This window comes from Cupriavidus sp. 96C5-1 (assembly GCF_057798855.1).
In genome coordinates this window covers 74,454-89,694 of record NZ_JBYOJU010000024.1, presented here as the reverse complement: position 1 = coordinate 89,694, position 15,241 = coordinate 74,454, and the positions used below count along the sequence as shown (strand labels likewise).

The 15,241-nt window shown below is 58.3% G+C and carries 8 protein-coding genes, 3 tRNA genes and 1 pseudogene; 11 read left to right on the top strand and 1 reads right to left on the bottom strand.

Going from position 1 to position 15,241, the window contains the following annotated elements; translation table 11 throughout:
- Positions 1 to 3 precede the first annotated feature (3 nt).
- A tRNA-Arg gene (locus tag AC3FOF_RS24245) sits at positions 4 to 80 on the bottom strand.
- 238 nt (positions 81 to 318) lie between these two features.
- Here AC3FOF_RS24245 and AC3FOF_RS24240 point away from each other — a divergent pair.
- The 11 genes and pseudogenes from AC3FOF_RS24240 to AC3FOF_RS24190 all read left to right on the top strand — a co-directional run.
- A tRNA-Asn gene (locus tag AC3FOF_RS24240) sits at positions 319 to 394 on the top strand.
- A gap of 4 nt (positions 395 to 398) precedes the next feature.
- Positions 399 to 474 (top strand) — tRNA-Gly (locus AC3FOF_RS24235).
- Positions 475 to 624: 150 nt separating this feature from the next.
- The gene (locus AC3FOF_RS24230) at positions 625 to 966 is read left to right on the top strand and encodes an Arm DNA-binding domain-containing protein (RefSeq protein ID WP_488728011.1); all 342 of its coding nucleotides are present in this window, start codon (positions 625 to 627) and stop codon (positions 964 to 966) included.
- A gap of 15 nt (positions 967 to 981) precedes the next feature.
- The gene (locus tag AC3FOF_RS24225) at positions 982 to 1,176 is read left to right on the top strand and encodes a hypothetical protein (RefSeq protein ID WP_488728010.1); all 195 of its coding nucleotides are present in this window, start codon (positions 982 to 984) and stop codon (positions 1,174 to 1,176) included.
- 249 nt (positions 1,177 to 1,425) lie between these two features.
- Positions 1,426 to 2,772 carry a hypothetical protein gene (locus AC3FOF_RS24220; protein WP_488728009.1) on the top strand — a complete coding sequence of 449 codons (1,347 nt, stop codon included), beginning with the start codon at positions 1,426 to 1,428 and terminating at the stop codon, positions 2,770 to 2,772.
- A gap of 285 nt (positions 2,773 to 3,057) precedes the next feature.
- The gene (locus tag AC3FOF_RS24215) at positions 3,058 to 3,627 is read left to right on the top strand and encodes a nucleotidyltransferase family protein (protein WP_488728008.1); all 570 of its coding nucleotides are present in this window, start codon (positions 3,058 to 3,060) and stop codon (positions 3,625 to 3,627) included.
- A gap of 540 nt (positions 3,628 to 4,167) precedes the next feature.
- Positions 4,168 to 6,336, top strand: a complete 2,169-nt coding sequence (locus AC3FOF_RS24210) for a type I secretion system permease/ATPase (protein ID WP_488728007.1) — start codon at positions 4,168 to 4,170, stop codon at positions 6,334 to 6,336.
- Positions 6,337 to 6,339: 3 nt separating this feature from the next.
- Positions 6,340 to 7,767, top strand: a complete 1,428-nt coding sequence (locus AC3FOF_RS24205) for an HlyD family type I secretion periplasmic adaptor subunit (RefSeq protein WP_488728006.1) — start codon at positions 6,340 to 6,342, stop codon at positions 7,765 to 7,767.
- Between the two features lie 249 nt (positions 7,768 to 8,016).
- Positions 8,017 to 8,496 carry a hypothetical protein gene (locus tag AC3FOF_RS24200; RefSeq protein WP_488728005.1) on the top strand — a complete coding sequence of 160 codons (480 nt, stop codon included), beginning with the start codon at positions 8,017 to 8,019 and terminating at the stop codon, positions 8,494 to 8,496.
- Positions 8,496 to 13,877 carry a calcium-binding protein gene (locus AC3FOF_RS24195; RefSeq protein WP_488728004.1) on the top strand — a complete coding sequence of 1,794 codons (5,382 nt, stop codon included), beginning with the start codon at positions 8,496 to 8,498 and terminating at the stop codon, positions 13,875 to 13,877. The genes AC3FOF_RS24200 and AC3FOF_RS24195 overlap by 1 nt, the downstream gene beginning before the upstream one ends.
- Positions 13,878 to 14,579: 702 nt before the next feature.
- Positions 14,580 to 15,211 (top strand): annotated as a pseudogene (locus AC3FOF_RS24190) (IS5 family transposase); the annotation flags it as partial.
- Positions 15,212 to 15,241 lie beyond the last annotated feature (30 nt).

Below are 15,241 nucleotides of genomic sequence, written 5' to 3'. Positions count from 1 at the left end.
AGGTGGTGCGGCTGGCAGGATTCGAACCCACGACCCCTTGGTTCGTAGCCAAGTACTCTATCCAACTGAGCTACAGCCGCACTTGAGGGCGAGACTATATCGCGCGGTCCGCGGGTACGCAAGTGTTTTTTGTGGATATGGCTGCCGCGGCAGATCTTGATATCCACCGCTTGTGTCGCTCACCGCGGATCAGCAAAGAGCCGGAAAAGACTTGTCCACCTGGCGCAATGTGTTTCCGGCGAATCTACTCAACAAGCTATTCACTTGGCGAAATTCTTGTTGTACAATCCGGCCTCCGTTGCACAGACGGGCCTTAGTTCCCCGATAGCTCAGTTGGTAGAGCGCCGGACTGTTAATCCGTAGGTCCCTGGTTCGAGCCCAGGTCGGGGAGCCAAAAAGCGGGAGTAGCTCAGTTGGTAGAGCGCAACCTTGCCAAGGTTGAGGTCGCGAGTTCGAGCCTCGTCTCCCGCTCCAGAATATAGATCTACAGCGTTCCACCGAGTTCTGTAAGTCATTGAAAACAGGGGCGAAAGCCCCTTTTTTCATTCCAGTGCCTTCCACTGGAATCCAACACCAGCCAGCGCTTTTTAGTCCATTTTTCAGTCCATCGATACGGACGAGTGCTTGAACGCATTATTGCTGTTTGGCAGCGGGCGATATGTCGACCATCTGTTCCTGAACCCAGGTGCAGAGGAGTTGAACGTGGCACTCTCCGACACCGCCGTGCGCCAGGCCAATGCCGCCGGCAAGGAACACACCCTCGGCGATACTGATGGTCTGTCCTTGGCGGTATCCCAAAAAGGCAACAAAAGCTGGCATTTTCGCTACTGCTGGCATGACAAGCAAAAGCGCCTCGCTCTAGGCACTTATCCCGAGATTTCCCTCAAAGAAGCCCGAACCAGACGCGACGAAGCTCGCGAGCTGGTCGCCCGCGGCATCAATCCTCACAAGCATCGCAATCAGTAGCGCCGGCTGGCCCTGTTGGCCGAAGAGCACACCTTCCTGAAGGTGTTCGAGCAGTGGTTCGAATTCCGCAAGCTGAGCCTGAAGGCGGGCCGTCAGAGCACTCAGGAGCAAATTCGGCGCATCTTCCACAAGGACCTTCTGCCCAGCAGTGAGCATCTGCTGCCGCCAGCCGGCGAGTCCGGACTCCCGCATTGGACAAACCTCCGTTAAGCCGGTCGCAAATCATGAGGAAAATGGATCGGACCGAGTTATCGCTGAGAAAACGTAGTCCAAGAATTTGACGCAACAGCTTCCAAGGGCAACGCCTGCTACAGTAGTCCTCCAGGCGTTCCCCGGCTGCACGTTCTGCACACGCAGGTACAGGAGGAACACGGTAGAGTCCAGCAGGCAGTGATCCTAGCCACTGCTGCTCCCGCAGCGGCTGTGTGTTGATTAGCCATTTCATTTCCAATTTGGAGAATGCCAATTCAAACTGCCCTGTTTTTCGCACGTTCAGCCGCCGGGACGGCCCTATGGCGCGCCCTTGCAACCGCTGCGTTGTTTGCAGCTTCGACCTACGTGCAAGCAGCGTCGATATCCTTGGAGGTCGAGTTGGCGGACACGTCCATTGCCTATCTGGATGAGTCCACGCAGACCACCTTGTGGCCGCAGATATGGAACCATGCAGACCTCGTCGCCTATTACCTGCCCACCGAGGGTATCGAGGGCGAGGCGCAGAAGACGCGCCCCCGCTTGCAGTTGTTCACCTGCTGGGTCGGCACCACCTGTATTCCGGCCCCGCGCTTCGAGATGGAGTCGTCGCTGATCGTGCACAAAGTCACGGCAAAAGCGCAAGTGCTGCAGGGGGCTGCAGGCCAGCCGCTGAAGCTGCGCTTCGAGCTGCCAGAAGCGCCCGCGCCGCATTACTACTTCTCTCATTCCGAACTGCGGGCGCCCGCAAATGCGCTGTGGCGTGTCCCAATGTTTGCCGGCTGGGATCGCGAGCTGTCGTCGGACGGCCGGCGTCGTTTTGCCTGGCAGCGTAAACAACCCCTGAGCATTGCGCTGGTCCTCGCGGAGAAGGACACGGTCGGCTATCAGTTGGTGGATTTGGGCGTCAGAACACCGGGGCAGTTGGACCATTACGGCGATCCATTGGCCGCGACCACCATGCGCGCCAGCCTCAGCGGACCGGATGGCCGCGTGCGCCAGCTGTCGTGGCCGGGCCAGTTGAGCCAGGAACTGTCGCAACGCCTTCTGGCATCACCGGATTTAGCCAGAACAGGGCGTATTCCAGCCGACCTCAAGCGCAATCAGTTTCCCGAGCGGCTGTCTTCGTTTCATGCCAAGGAACGCATCAGTACGGTGGTCATGCCGAGCAGTACGCCGCGCTGGCATGGCTTAAAGCACTACAACGCGTCCGAGGGTGTCTTGTTGGTGCTGATGCAGAGCGGGCCCATTGCACAGGTGGAACTGATGGCCGAAGCAGGTACTGAACGAGCGATAGAGGGGAACGTACCGGTCAAGCGGGAGACCTGGATGTTTTTCAACGGCAAGCCGATGCGCTACCGCGGGCAAATGCAGTACGGCAACAATGCCGACCATATGCCTGATACCAAGTGGCGGGTGGATTGGGTGGACGGAGTGCGGCTGGATGCAATGGCCGCGAATGTGTCGCCCAGCTTCCTAGTCAAACGGGTACCGGATTGCCGTTGGCAGGGCTGCCGGGACAACCTGGCTGAGGCGAAAGCTCAGTTGGCAGCGAGCGATGCGCAGCTGCAATCAGAAGGAGAACGCTACCTGCGACTTGCACGCGAGGGTAACTGAAACAACGCGTACTTATCCAGCACTACGGTATCTTGGACGCTCAATAGCCCTCCACTCGCTCGCCCGGCAATGCGTATGCTTGTGGCTGCGCGTGAAGCGGCACGCTCGCTTAAGGCGAGCAATCGCCACTATCGGCGCTCCTACGGGACGATCCAGTCGCGCCTGCGCGCGATTGCCGGGTTCCTCAACTGGCCAAGAGTGTAAAAACGCTGTCCTTCGCGAAATCTCACAATGCTTTGATGTATTGTCGGTCGCCAGGACTAGATCGACTCCAAAGAAATGAAAATGACATTGACTGTCGAAAGGTTGGTCAGGATAGCAATGGCCAATCCGATAAACGCTGAAATTACCTCACGCTTGCCTTCACTCGGTTTGAATCAATGCATGCTCACTGCGGGCTGCCTGTTCCAATCCGTCTGGAATCATCAGTCGAGCCTGCCGTCAGCTTGGGGGGTGAAGGACTACGACGTTTTTTACTTCGACAATGATCTGTCTTGGGAGGCCGAGAATGAGGTCATCAACTCGGCTCAGGACCTCTTCCAGGACCTCGAAGTTAACATTGAGATCAAGAATCAGGCTCGCGTCCACCTTTGGTACAATCAGCGGTTTGGCCGGTATTACCCTCAGCTTCAGTCGGCTAAAGACGGTATTGATCGCTACTTGATTGCAGGTACGTGTATTGGACTGGATGCTGAAACAGGTGAAGTCTATGCGCCTTACGGTCTGGCCGACATAGAGCAAGGGGTGCTTCGTATGAATCCAAAAAATCCCCAGCCAGACTTGTTCGATCAGAAGGCGAAAAGTTATCAAGCTCGCTGGCCTTGGCTCAAGATCATAGAAACCAACGATCGATAAAGACCGTTTATCATCACGATATGATTATTTACAAGGGCAGTTTCAAGTCTGAGCTGCAACACCGGTTCGTAATTTGTTGATCTCTTCTGCCATGGCTTCTGCCGGAGTGGCAAAGTCAAGAACTGCCCGAGGACGGTAGTTCGCGAAGCATCACCCCAACGCGATCGCAGCTGGGTCGTGATGACTTGAGGCGCCACCTCTTCGCCACTTTGAAGCCGCCTTGTGCGGCTTCTTTCTCACGTTGGTTACAGCGGCGCCACGCCTATGCCTCTGGGAGGCTCGGCAGTCTTCCTCGGGGCCCGGCTGTATCGCAGGGATATATCTCGGGTTCTAAATACCCTGCCAATGGGCGGTACCTAGCGCCGGCCGCCTAGCCAAAACCAGACTTTCCGTTGTCACAATACATTAGTACATTCAGTCATCATTTTTGCATGCGATCAACGGCCTATTCAAGGCGCATGCGAGTGCTGCAGCGCTGTCGATGAAATCGACCACCATCCTGTCATAGGCCGTTCGATTCGCATACCACCTACAAACGATATGCTCGACAAGAATCCGTTGCTGACGCTGGTCGGTGGCGAAGCAGAGCATCCGGGTGAAGCTGCGCCTCCCATGGACACTGTTCTCGCCAGCCTGGTGATGATCGCCCGGTTCCATGGGGTACCCGCGGAGCCCGAACAGATTGCACACGAACACCGCAGCGGTAGCAGTCTCACACTCGATGAACTGCGACTCGCCGCCAAACAGCTAGGTCTATCGGCCAAGGTCACGCGTCCAACGGTGGCTCGCCTGTCGCTCCAGCCTTTGCCGGCGCTGGCCCTGGACCGTGACGGTCGGGCTTTTGTGCTGGCCCGTTGCGAAGGCGGCAAGGTCTTGGTTCAGTCGCCAGAGACTAGTCGCCCGGAAATCGTTGCCGAGGCCGAGTTCCTCGCTCGCTGGTCCGGCACGCTGATCCTGTTTTCTTCGCGTGCCTCGGTGGTGGGCGACCTCGCCAAGTTCGACTTCACCTGGTTCATTCCCGCAGTAGTCAAATACCGAAAGCTGCTGGGCGAAGTCTTGTTGGTGTCCTTCGTGCTGCAGCTGTTTTCCTTGGTCACACCGCTGTTCTTTCAGGTGGTCATGGACAAGGTGCTGGTCCACCATGGCTATACCACCCTTGATGTCATCGCGATCGGCCTCCTGGCGGTAACCGTGTTCGAGGTGGTGCTCACAGCGCTGCGTACCTACGTCTTCTCCCACACGAGCAGTCGCATCGACGTGGAACTCGGCGCCCGGCTATTCCGACACTTGCTGGCGCTGCCGCTCGCGTACTTCCAGGCCCGACGCGTGGGCGACTCGGTCGCGCGCATCCGTGAGCTGGAAACCATTCGTTCCTTTCTGACCGGCAACGCCATCACGTTGGTTCTTGACCTGGTCTTCTCTGTGGTGTTTCTGGTCGTCATGTTCTACTACAGCGGGTGGCTGACCCTGATCGTGGTGATCTCGCTGCCCAGCTATTTCCTGCTGTCGCTCCTATTCACGCCTGTGCTGCGGGCACGCCTGCATGAGAAGTTCAATCGGGATGCGGAGAATCAGGCGTTCCTAGTGGAAACCATCAGCGGGATCCACACCGTCAAGGCGATGGCGGTGGAGCCGCAATGGACCCGCAAATGGGACCAGCAGCTTGCGCACTACGTCGGAGCCGGCTTCAAGACGGTGACCATCGGCACCTTTGCCAACAGCGGCGTGACACTGATCAGCAAGCTGGTGACGGTGGCCACCATGTACTTTGGCGCCAAACTCGTCATCGACGGCAAGCTCACCGTGGGCCAGCTGATTGCCTTCAACATGCTTTCCAGCCATGTGGCCACGCCGGTGATGCGCCTGGCGCAGCTGTGGACCGATTTCCAGCAGACCGGGATTTCAGTGCAACGCCTGGGGGATATCCTCAACAGCCGCACGGAGCTCAGCACGGCCAAATCCTCGCTCCCGGCCGTCAGCGGCGCCATCGCCTTCGATGAGGTGGTGTTCCGCTACCGGCCCGACATGCCAGAAGTCCTGCGCGGCGTGTCGCTTGCGATTCGCCCAGGTGAGGTCATTGGCATTGTTGGACGCTCCGGCTCGGGCAAGAGTACGCTGGCCAAGCTGGTGCAACGTCTCTACACGCCGGAGCGGGGCAGGGTGCTGGTCGACGGGATCGACCTGGCGCTGGCCGACCCCTCCTCGCTGCGCCGGCAGATTGGCGTGGTGCTGCAGGAGAACGTCCTGTTTAGCCGCACCATACGTGAGAACATCGCCCTGATTGACCCTGGCGCACCGCTCGATGCGGTGATGCGTGCGGCGCAGCTGGCCGGTGCCCACGACTTCGTCGCCGAGCTCCCCGAGGGGTATGACACCCAGGTCGGCGAGCACGGCAGCACGCTATCCGGCGGCCAGCGCCAGCGCATCGCGATCGCCCGGGCCCTGATGGCCAATCCCCGCATCCTGATCTTCGACGAAGCTACCAGCGCGCTGGACTACGAGTCCGAGCGGATCATTCAGGAGAACATGAAGGCCATCTGCCGGGGGCGTACCGTACTGATCATCGCCCACCGGCTCTCGGCCGTGCGACAGGCCGATCGCATCGTTGTGATGGAAAAGGGCCAGATCGTGGAGGCCGGCAGCCACACTGAGCTGCTGCGCCGCCAGGGCGGGCACTACGCCCGACTATACGCCATGCAGGCAGGATAGCGCATGACTCTCCTTTATCAACTGCAGGGCCTGGCCGCCCTGTGCCAACGGTACCGCAGGGTCTGGCAAGCCGCCTGGCAAAACCGAAAAACGCTGGATGGCGCGGGCTACACCAGAAGCGAAGCCCAGTTCCTGCCGGCGACCCTGGCGCTGACCGAGACACCGGTTTCGCCAGCGCCGCGCTTGGTGATGTGGCTGCTGATGGGATTCGCCGCGTTGGCGCTGGTCTGGGCCATCGCCGGCAGGATCGATATCGTCGCGAGCGCCCAAGGCAAGATCGTGCCCAACGCCCGCACCAAGATCATCCAGCCGCTGGAGGTTGCCACGGTGACGGCGATCCACGTGACCGATGGCCAGCGAGTCAAGGCAGGCGATGTCCTGATCGAGCTGGATCCGACCGCGAGCGCGGCAGACCAGGCACGGATCCTGAACGACCTTGCCCAGGCCAGGCTGCAGGCGGCCCGGGCGCAGGCGATGCTCGACGCGATCGAAAGTGGGAAGCCGCCCCACCTGAATCCCGCGAGCGAAATTCCCGACGTCGCCTATCAGGAAGCGCGCGTCTGGCTGCAAGGCCAATACAGCGACTACCAGACCCGGATCGCCAGGATCGATGCGGAGAGCGCCAAACGGGAAGCCGAGAAGCAGTCTACCGCCGAGGTGGTCAAGAAGCTCGAGCAGACGCTGCCCCTAGCCCAGCAACGGGCCCAGGACTTCAAGGATCTCGTGAGCAAGAACTTCGTGTCCAAACACGGCTACCTCGAGAAGGAGCAAGCGCGGCTGGAACTGGAAGCGGATCTGGCAACCCAGCGCAGCCGATACAGGGAGCTGGAGGCCGCCCTCAGGGAAACCCGTGCGCAACGCAGTGCGCAGACCGCAGAGAGTCGGAAGACCCATCTCGAAAGCTTGAACGACGGCATTCAGAAAGCAGCCGCGCTGTCACAAGACCTGAGAAAGGCGGAAACCCGAGTGAAACAGACCACCCTAACCGCGCCGGTGGACGGGACGGTGCAGCAACTGGCCGCGCACACCGTGGGCGGGGTCGTGACCGAAGCCCAGCCGTTGATGATCATTGTGCCGACAGACGATCCGCTGGAGATCGAGGCGTTCCTGGAGAACAAGGACATTGGCTTTGTGAGCCCGGGGCACGAGGCCACGGTCAAGATTGAGACGTTCCAGTACACAAAGTACGGCACGATCGACGGCACGGTGACCACGGTCTCGAACGACGCGATCAACGACGAGAAGAGGGGGTTGGTCTATTCGACACGGGTGAAGCTCAAGACCTCGACAATCCAGGTGGACGGCAAGACCGTCAATCTGGCGCCAGGGATGGCGGCGACGGTCGAAGTGAAGACCGGCAAGCGCAGGGTGATTGAATATTTCTTGACACCACTGATGCAATACTCGGACGAGAGCCTTAGAGAGCGATAAGCCGGAGCGGAAAGCTCTGGAATGTAAGGAGATACAACGATGTCAAAAAGAAGGATGGTGATACGGCGAGATTCCCCAGAGCGATCAGGGATATGGTGGAAGAGAATGGCGAGTCGTCGATTGCATGCAAGCCGGAGCGCGATAGGAGCGTTTTGGGTTGGGTTACTGGCAGGCTTCCCGTTGCTCGCTATCGCACAGACAGATTTTACGCAAGTGAGGACTCCGCGGCAATTCCTGGCGGACATGAAAATGCTGCTGCAAGAGCAAGAGTTATTCACGCCGGATGACATGGAGCGCTATCTGCATATCCGCTTTGAAGTTGACCAGGCGGAGCGGCTTCCGCTTGATGATATGGATAAGCAGCGCCGTGGCGTTCGAGGGATATCTATTGGTTACAAGGTGAACGCCATGTCGCCGGAGTTTTCGAAGGCATCGAATTATCCCTATTTTGGGAAGTTTGTTTCAAAATCGGAAAAACCAACGAGAATATTATTTAGATCTGACCTTGATGTAGATAATATTTGCATCTCCCGGGTTGATTTAAGTAAATACTTTCCGGAGTTGGCCAGAACTGTTCCTCCTTCCGTTGGAATATACCCGTACAGCTATATGAATGGAAATAATGGGCTGAGTTTCACATTCTATGATCCCGAAAACATTAATGAATGTGCGAGCAGTATTGGGTTAAGGCAGGAGATCGCATCATGCCAATCACAAGGAGATAAGTGATGCCATTGAAAGATGATTTGGTTACCATATTGAAAGGTACTGGGCTCACATTGGATGCTAAAACAATCAGTAGAATTGGGGCGTCACCAACGCTGACTGATTGGATTGCTCGATACGCGACCGACGTGAGGGATCGTATCTATAGTCCAATAATAGAGGGACACGGTCGGTTTGTCTACGTAAGTGAAAAGGATACGGCAGAGCCAGGGATTCGACTCGACACTTTGAGCGCTGCAAAGAATGGAGATACGAGTCAATTCATCATTCAACTGGCTCACGAGCTGAATCACTATATTCGCGGAAAGGAGGTGTATGAAACAACGCGATCGATCTGGAGTGATGCTAGTCTAGACGCTTTTGGTAAGGCCGTGCTATACGTTCAGATTGTCGCAAAGAATGAGGCTTTGTCGTATTACCATGGTGAGTACAAGATTGTAAACGAGATTCAGGTAGGAACGTCTGATCATATTGACCTATTTTCCAGTAAATACTGGCGCCAACGTGTGGATTCTGCCTCCGCGAAGGCCCGTGCGGCTAATCCTGGCGTCAGCGGTGCTGCTCTTGATGATGCGGTCGTCGGTATCTATGTAGATGATTACATATGGGAAGGACGGCGGGTTCAGATTGGGAATACGCTAAGGGATGTTTACTCTCAAGCAGGTGGCGGCGCAGAAATTATCAATCTGATGCCACCAACGAGCGAAGAAAGCAGTGACGTCAATACGACGTCGTTCCATTTCCAAATTAGAAAGGGTGATGGAAGTCTCAGCGGCTACGATGTTTCCCTGATCCGGGACGAAGGGAGTGCGCCAGCGAGATTGATCCTGGAAAGCACGGCGGCTGGCCGCACCGCGACCATATCGTTGGGCGATGGCAGTGTGATCGCCACCTATGCGCAGGACACATCGGGCAAGTGGGTGCCGACGCAGTGGCAGCAGGACGGACAGACCTATGTCGGTGGCGATCTCGCGACATTCCTCGCCAATACGCAAGCATCGTCTGACTGGGGAGACCTGACGAACGCCAGCGGCAGAGCCCGCGCCGAGATTAACGATAAGTTTGCCGTGGCCAATGCGGCAAATGGGGCGGGAATGCAAGAGTCCGCCAGGAATGCCGAATCCCTTCGCTTTCTTGCCAAGCGCCTCAATCTGGTCAACGAGCCCAATAACGGTTATGCCGTCATGTTGCTCAGAGGTGAAGTGCCGGCTTCTTATCGACTCAGCGGTGCCATGGATGCGGCGATCAGGCAGTCCATGGCTATTCTGGCCCAGTTTAGAGTGAACGCTCTGCTGGAGAGGCCATCTAGCTTTAGCGTGAAAGTCCTTGGTTTGGGTGGTGGTCAGTCGTATCCGCTTGTTTTGGATCTGGATGATCGCGGCATCGAACTCACGGCAATGGATAGGAGTCAGGCTAGGTTCGACGCCAATATGACGGGCGCTGCAAAGCCGCTCGGATGGGTAGGACGAACCAATGGGATTCTGGTCTTCGACAGGAATGGCAATGGTGTCGTGGATGACGCGGGAGAGTGGTTCGGTCAGCACTTCTCGGCATCTGGGCAACCGACCGCTGGCTTGACCGGCTTCCAGGCGCTCGGCACCCTTGCGCAGGCAGGGGCCACAACATTTTCCCGAGGCACGGCCAGGGTTGATCCGAAGACGGGCCAGAGTTACTTCGATGAACTACAGGTCTGGGTCGATGCGAATCAGGATGGGAGGACGGATGCAGGCGAACTGCGTTCGCTCGCTAGCCTGGGGATTACCTCCATCGATCTGGTCGCACAGCCAGTCAATCGGAACGTCGAGGGCAACGTGATCGCGAGCCAGGCAGGGTACACGACGAGCGATGGCAAGCGTCACACCATTGAAGATGTGGGACTGGCAACAGAATTGCCTCGCCCCGTCGACGGGCCGCGGCCCGCCAGCGCGGCGGCGCTGGCATTTGCTGACTATGCCGGCAAGGGATTTGTGGCGATGGCCGCCGGCCAAGCAACAGCGATCTCCGAGTCGCTAGCCAACACGTCGATGGACGTATCGGCACCGCTCGCCAAACTAAGGGAATGGATGGGGCAGACACGTTTCCGGGTGCTGTCTGGAACGTCGATCAAGATTGGTTACACAAAAGCTGGCCAGACCGCGCCGATCTACACATATGACCCCAATCATTACGCAAATACGGACGGAGTAGTACGAGTCCCGGTCTTGAACTATGCTCCCGAGCATACGGCCGATTTGCTGGCCGGCATCCCTGCACTGTTACAGGTTGAGAGGGAGACGGCTGACGCGATCGCGGGCGGGGCAAATGCCATCTCGGCGGCCAACAGCGCGGCCCAGGTGGCAAATGCGACGCAGACCGGTGTAGCCCGCGGGAGCGCGGTCGAGCAGGCCCGGATTGCGACCAATCGTTGGGGGGGCGCACTTGTCAAGTATTTCGACATCCAGAAGCAGGTGCAATCGATGACGGTGCGCATGGCAGCCCTGCAGGCCGAACTAAATGACTTGATTCCCGCCAATATCTCGTTGACGGGACATCTCTCCAACGGTCTGACCTTTGCTGGACCGATGGAGGCCGACTTTGCTGCCGACACGTTCAAGGCTTATGGCGCGTTACTTCAGCCGATGGCTAAGCTTAAGGCAGCGGGTGACCTCCTGCTCAGCGCCATTGCGCAGTCCGCGGGCTACAGCAGAGTGTATGCAGGTGCCGATGGGCAGACAATCGTGGCCGAGACTGGCTATAACCTGCTGATCGCAGGCCAAGGGTACGAGGCGTTTGTGGCAAGCGGAGGGGTCGACAACATCGCGCTCACCAGTTGGTCGCGGGCGACGGTCTCGAACTTCACAGCCGGACGCAAGGGTGACCAGGTCCAGATCGTCGACGGCAGCAATAGTGCGGTTGTGAGCAATGACGGCGAGGGGGGGACCTTGATCAGCACGTCGGCCGGTGGGACGATCCGCCTGATCGGCACCGCTCCTGAAGCCCTGGACCTATTTGCCAATATCACTGGCGTGGAACGTCTCTCATTCGATGGGGTTGCGGGGACACACAGCATTGCTCATGAAGACCTCTTCGACGGACAGGTTCACGTGAATGGCCTCACCGCCTCACAGGCGGGCGATACGTTGATCGGTGGCGAGCGTGGCAGCGTGTTGCTGGGTCGCAGCGGTAACGATACGTTCGTGATCGCAGGCCGACAATACTACGTCAACGGAGACGGCGGCCAGAATACCGTTTCCTATGCGGACCTGGCATTCGGTATCACCGTTGGGCAGACGATGGGCACCGAGACGCGTCCTCGCGAGGATGATCCAGGCTCTTTGGAGAACTATGAGGTCATGATCGGACTCGACAGCCTCGGAAACCGCTTGATGAACATCCAGAATTTCATCGGCACGAAGTTCAACGATGTCCTTAAGGGCGGCGCGGAGAACAATATCTTCGATGGCAATGGTGGCAATGACACGATTGATGGTGGGGACGGTTACGATAGGGTGACCTATGCCGGCTTTCACAAGAATTTTCAGATTCGATGGGATGCCAGGTTAGGCGAATACAGCGTCCAGGGTGCCAAGGGCCGCGATACGCTTATCAATATTGAGGAGATCAAGTTCCTCGATGGGCGTTTGCATATGGATGCCAATGGCCATGCCGCGCTCGCCTACCGCATGTACGAGGTCGCTCTTGGCCGAGTTCCCGACCCAGGTGGACTGGCGTGGCACGTGGCCAACCTGGAAGGGGGCATGACACCGGTCGCGTGGGCGAACAGTGTGGCGAACTCCGGTGAGTTTATGGCGAAGTACGGATCGCTGGACAATCAGGCGTTGATTGAGGCGCTCTTCCGGAACGTGCTACGCCGTCCGGGAAGCAATGGCGAGATCCTGGACCGCATGGCCGGAATGTACAAGGGCATGAGCAAGGGGGAACTGTTGCTCTGGTTTGCCAACCATGACGAACTCAAGGGGATGACCAGGGATGTGGTGCAGCAGGGCCTGTGGATATCGGACCCAAACGCGCTTGGGATCGACCGCCTGTATCGCGGGATTCTTGGACGAGGGGTGGACCCCAGCGGTCTGGAGAGCGGCCTGGCAGTTCTCAATCGCGGATCGGGCTACCGATGGATTGGCATGGGGCTAGCGAACTCGCAGGAGTTTTTTGAGCGTTTTGGGAATATGAACGACGACGAGTTCATCCAGCTTGTCTACCGGCAGGCTGTGGGGCGGGAGCCAAGCGAGAACGAGATGTCGTGGGGGCTTGGTGCTATTAACAACGGCCAGTCCTGGGGCGAATGGGCGGCGTACTTCCTCAGCGGCGACGAGGCAATCAGCAAGATGCCGGGAATGGATGGCATAACGCTGTCCAGTAATCAGCGTCGAACGATGCTCGGAACGGCTGCAGCGGATACGCTGGTTGGCAGTGCCGGCAACGACGTTATATTTGGCGGCGCGGGGAACGATACGCTGAGTGGTGGGGACGGGGGCGACCTGATTGACGGTGGCCTTGGTAATGACATCCTGGACGGCGGCGCGGGCATTGACACGTTGTCGTATGAGAGCCGCGAAAAGATCGCGCTCCTTCCAGCCACCCCCGGCACAGGTCCTGGCGGAGTGAATATCCAGATGGGCCTCGGCACCACGCAGGAAAAGGACGTCTCGGGCAATGTGGTTTCCACCGACACCTTCCGGAATTTCGAGAATGCGGTCGGCTCCAACAACTCGGATCTTATTCAGGGTGACGACCGGGACAACGTTCTATGGGGCCTGGCAGGACGCGATCAGATGGCTGGTGGCGCTGGCAACGACGTCATGTACGGAGGCGATGATGGCGATTACCTGTACGGCCAGCAAGGCGACGACACCCTCTATGGGGAGAATGGTGACGACAGGCTTTGGGGCGAGTCTGGCAACGATCGGCTCTATGGCGGTGCCGGCCAGGACTACCTGGACGGTGGCGAAGGCAATGACCTGCTGGATGGCGGCACCGGGAATGACGTTCTCGCCGGTGGCACGGGGAACGACACCTACGCCTTTGGGCGGGGATATGGTGTCGACACCATCCTGGAGAACGACGCCACCTCGGGGAATACCGACGTGCTGGTTTTCGGCAATGATATTGCCGAGAACCAGCTGTGGTTCCGCCACGTGGGCAATGACCTGGAGGTGAGCATTATCGGCACGGCGGACCGGATGTTGATGCGAGATTGGTACCAGGGCGGCGCCTATCACGTGGAAGAGATGCGGACCGCCAGCGGTAAGGTGCTGCACGACACCCAGGTGGAGTTGCTGGTGCAGGCGATGGCCAGTTTCAACCCGCCCGCCGCCGGGCAGATGACGTTGCCCAGCAACTATCAGGCAGCGCTCACATCGGTCATTGCGGCCAATTGGCGATGATTTTGGGTCCTGCAGCTTTGTTGGTCACCCAGCCAAGGCTGCAGTGATCCTGGCGCAAGACTTCGAAATTGTTCCCGTCGCGCCAAGCATCAGCCGCAGTGACCGCGCCGTGTGTAGCCAAGGGACCGTCGGTTACAACTGAAAAAGAACCTGAGAAAATTGTGCATCATGATCGACACGTACGACACTGCTCCCGGCTCGCGAAGCTGGCTGTTATCCATCGCTCGGACTGATGCGGATCATCGCATAGGCTCAATGTTCCATGCCCACAGCGTCCTGTGCAACCCATGCCGATCTCGGTCTGTCGAAGCCATCCAGTTGGCTCAGTTCGACCCACCTCGGCCACCCGTACCCTACACTGCAGACGACTGAAGGTCATTGCGAATCGGTCATTCCTGCGCTGAATTGATCGAGACTGTATGAGCACGGGTTACCGGTCAAATCATTCGCAGTCGCCGGTAGTCATCGATTCGACGATCGTGTTGTGCACCCTCCTTGACCAGTAACGAGGTGTGTTGAACGCCCTGGAGGCAAGGGGATAGCTGGAGGACTGTCGCGCAGTAACGACACCTTCCCTTCAGGCTCACGCGTACAGGTCCCGCAGGAATTAGGGCGCTGGCCAATCCTTACGGGTTTCGTTTCGGCAGACAGTCGCGCAACGTGGTAGTGCCAAAGGCCAGCCTCCGGGGACTATCGCGGTCGGGCAGCGGCTCGGGCACCTCGTGCTGGCGGCGGCTGCTGGCATGGCAGGAGGCTGGTGTCTTGCAACACATCCACGAGACGCTACTGGCCGAGTTGCGCCGTCGCGGCCAACTTGACATGGCACGCGCCATTGTCGACAGTTCCTCGGTTCGCGCAATGCTGGCGGAAAAAAACCTGCCCGAACCCAACGGACCGGCGCGAGCTCGGCAGTAAACATCACCTCATCGTCGACGCGCAAGGCATCCGCTCGCGGTCATCCTGAACGGGGCGAACTGCAACGACATCACGCAACTCGATGCGTTGGTCGATGCGATTCCGCCCATTCGTGGAAAGCGGGGACGCCTTCTGCGCAAGCCGCGAATCGTCCAAGGCGACCGGGGCTACAACTATTCCGAGCCACACCGACCGCGCTTGCGTAAGCGCGGCATTACGCTCGTGCTTGCCAAAATCGGCTCGCCTCACGGCAGCGGGCTCGGCAAAAAGCGCTGAGCGTGGAGCGCTCGATTGCATGGCTCCACGCGTTCAGACGCCTGAAGTTTCGATACGAACGATATGCCCATGTCCACGAAACCTTCCTGTCCTTGGCCTGTTCACTGATTTGCTGGAGCAGGCTAATGCCCTGCATGAATTGATATCGCAACAGCTTCTTAGTTTAGGGACGA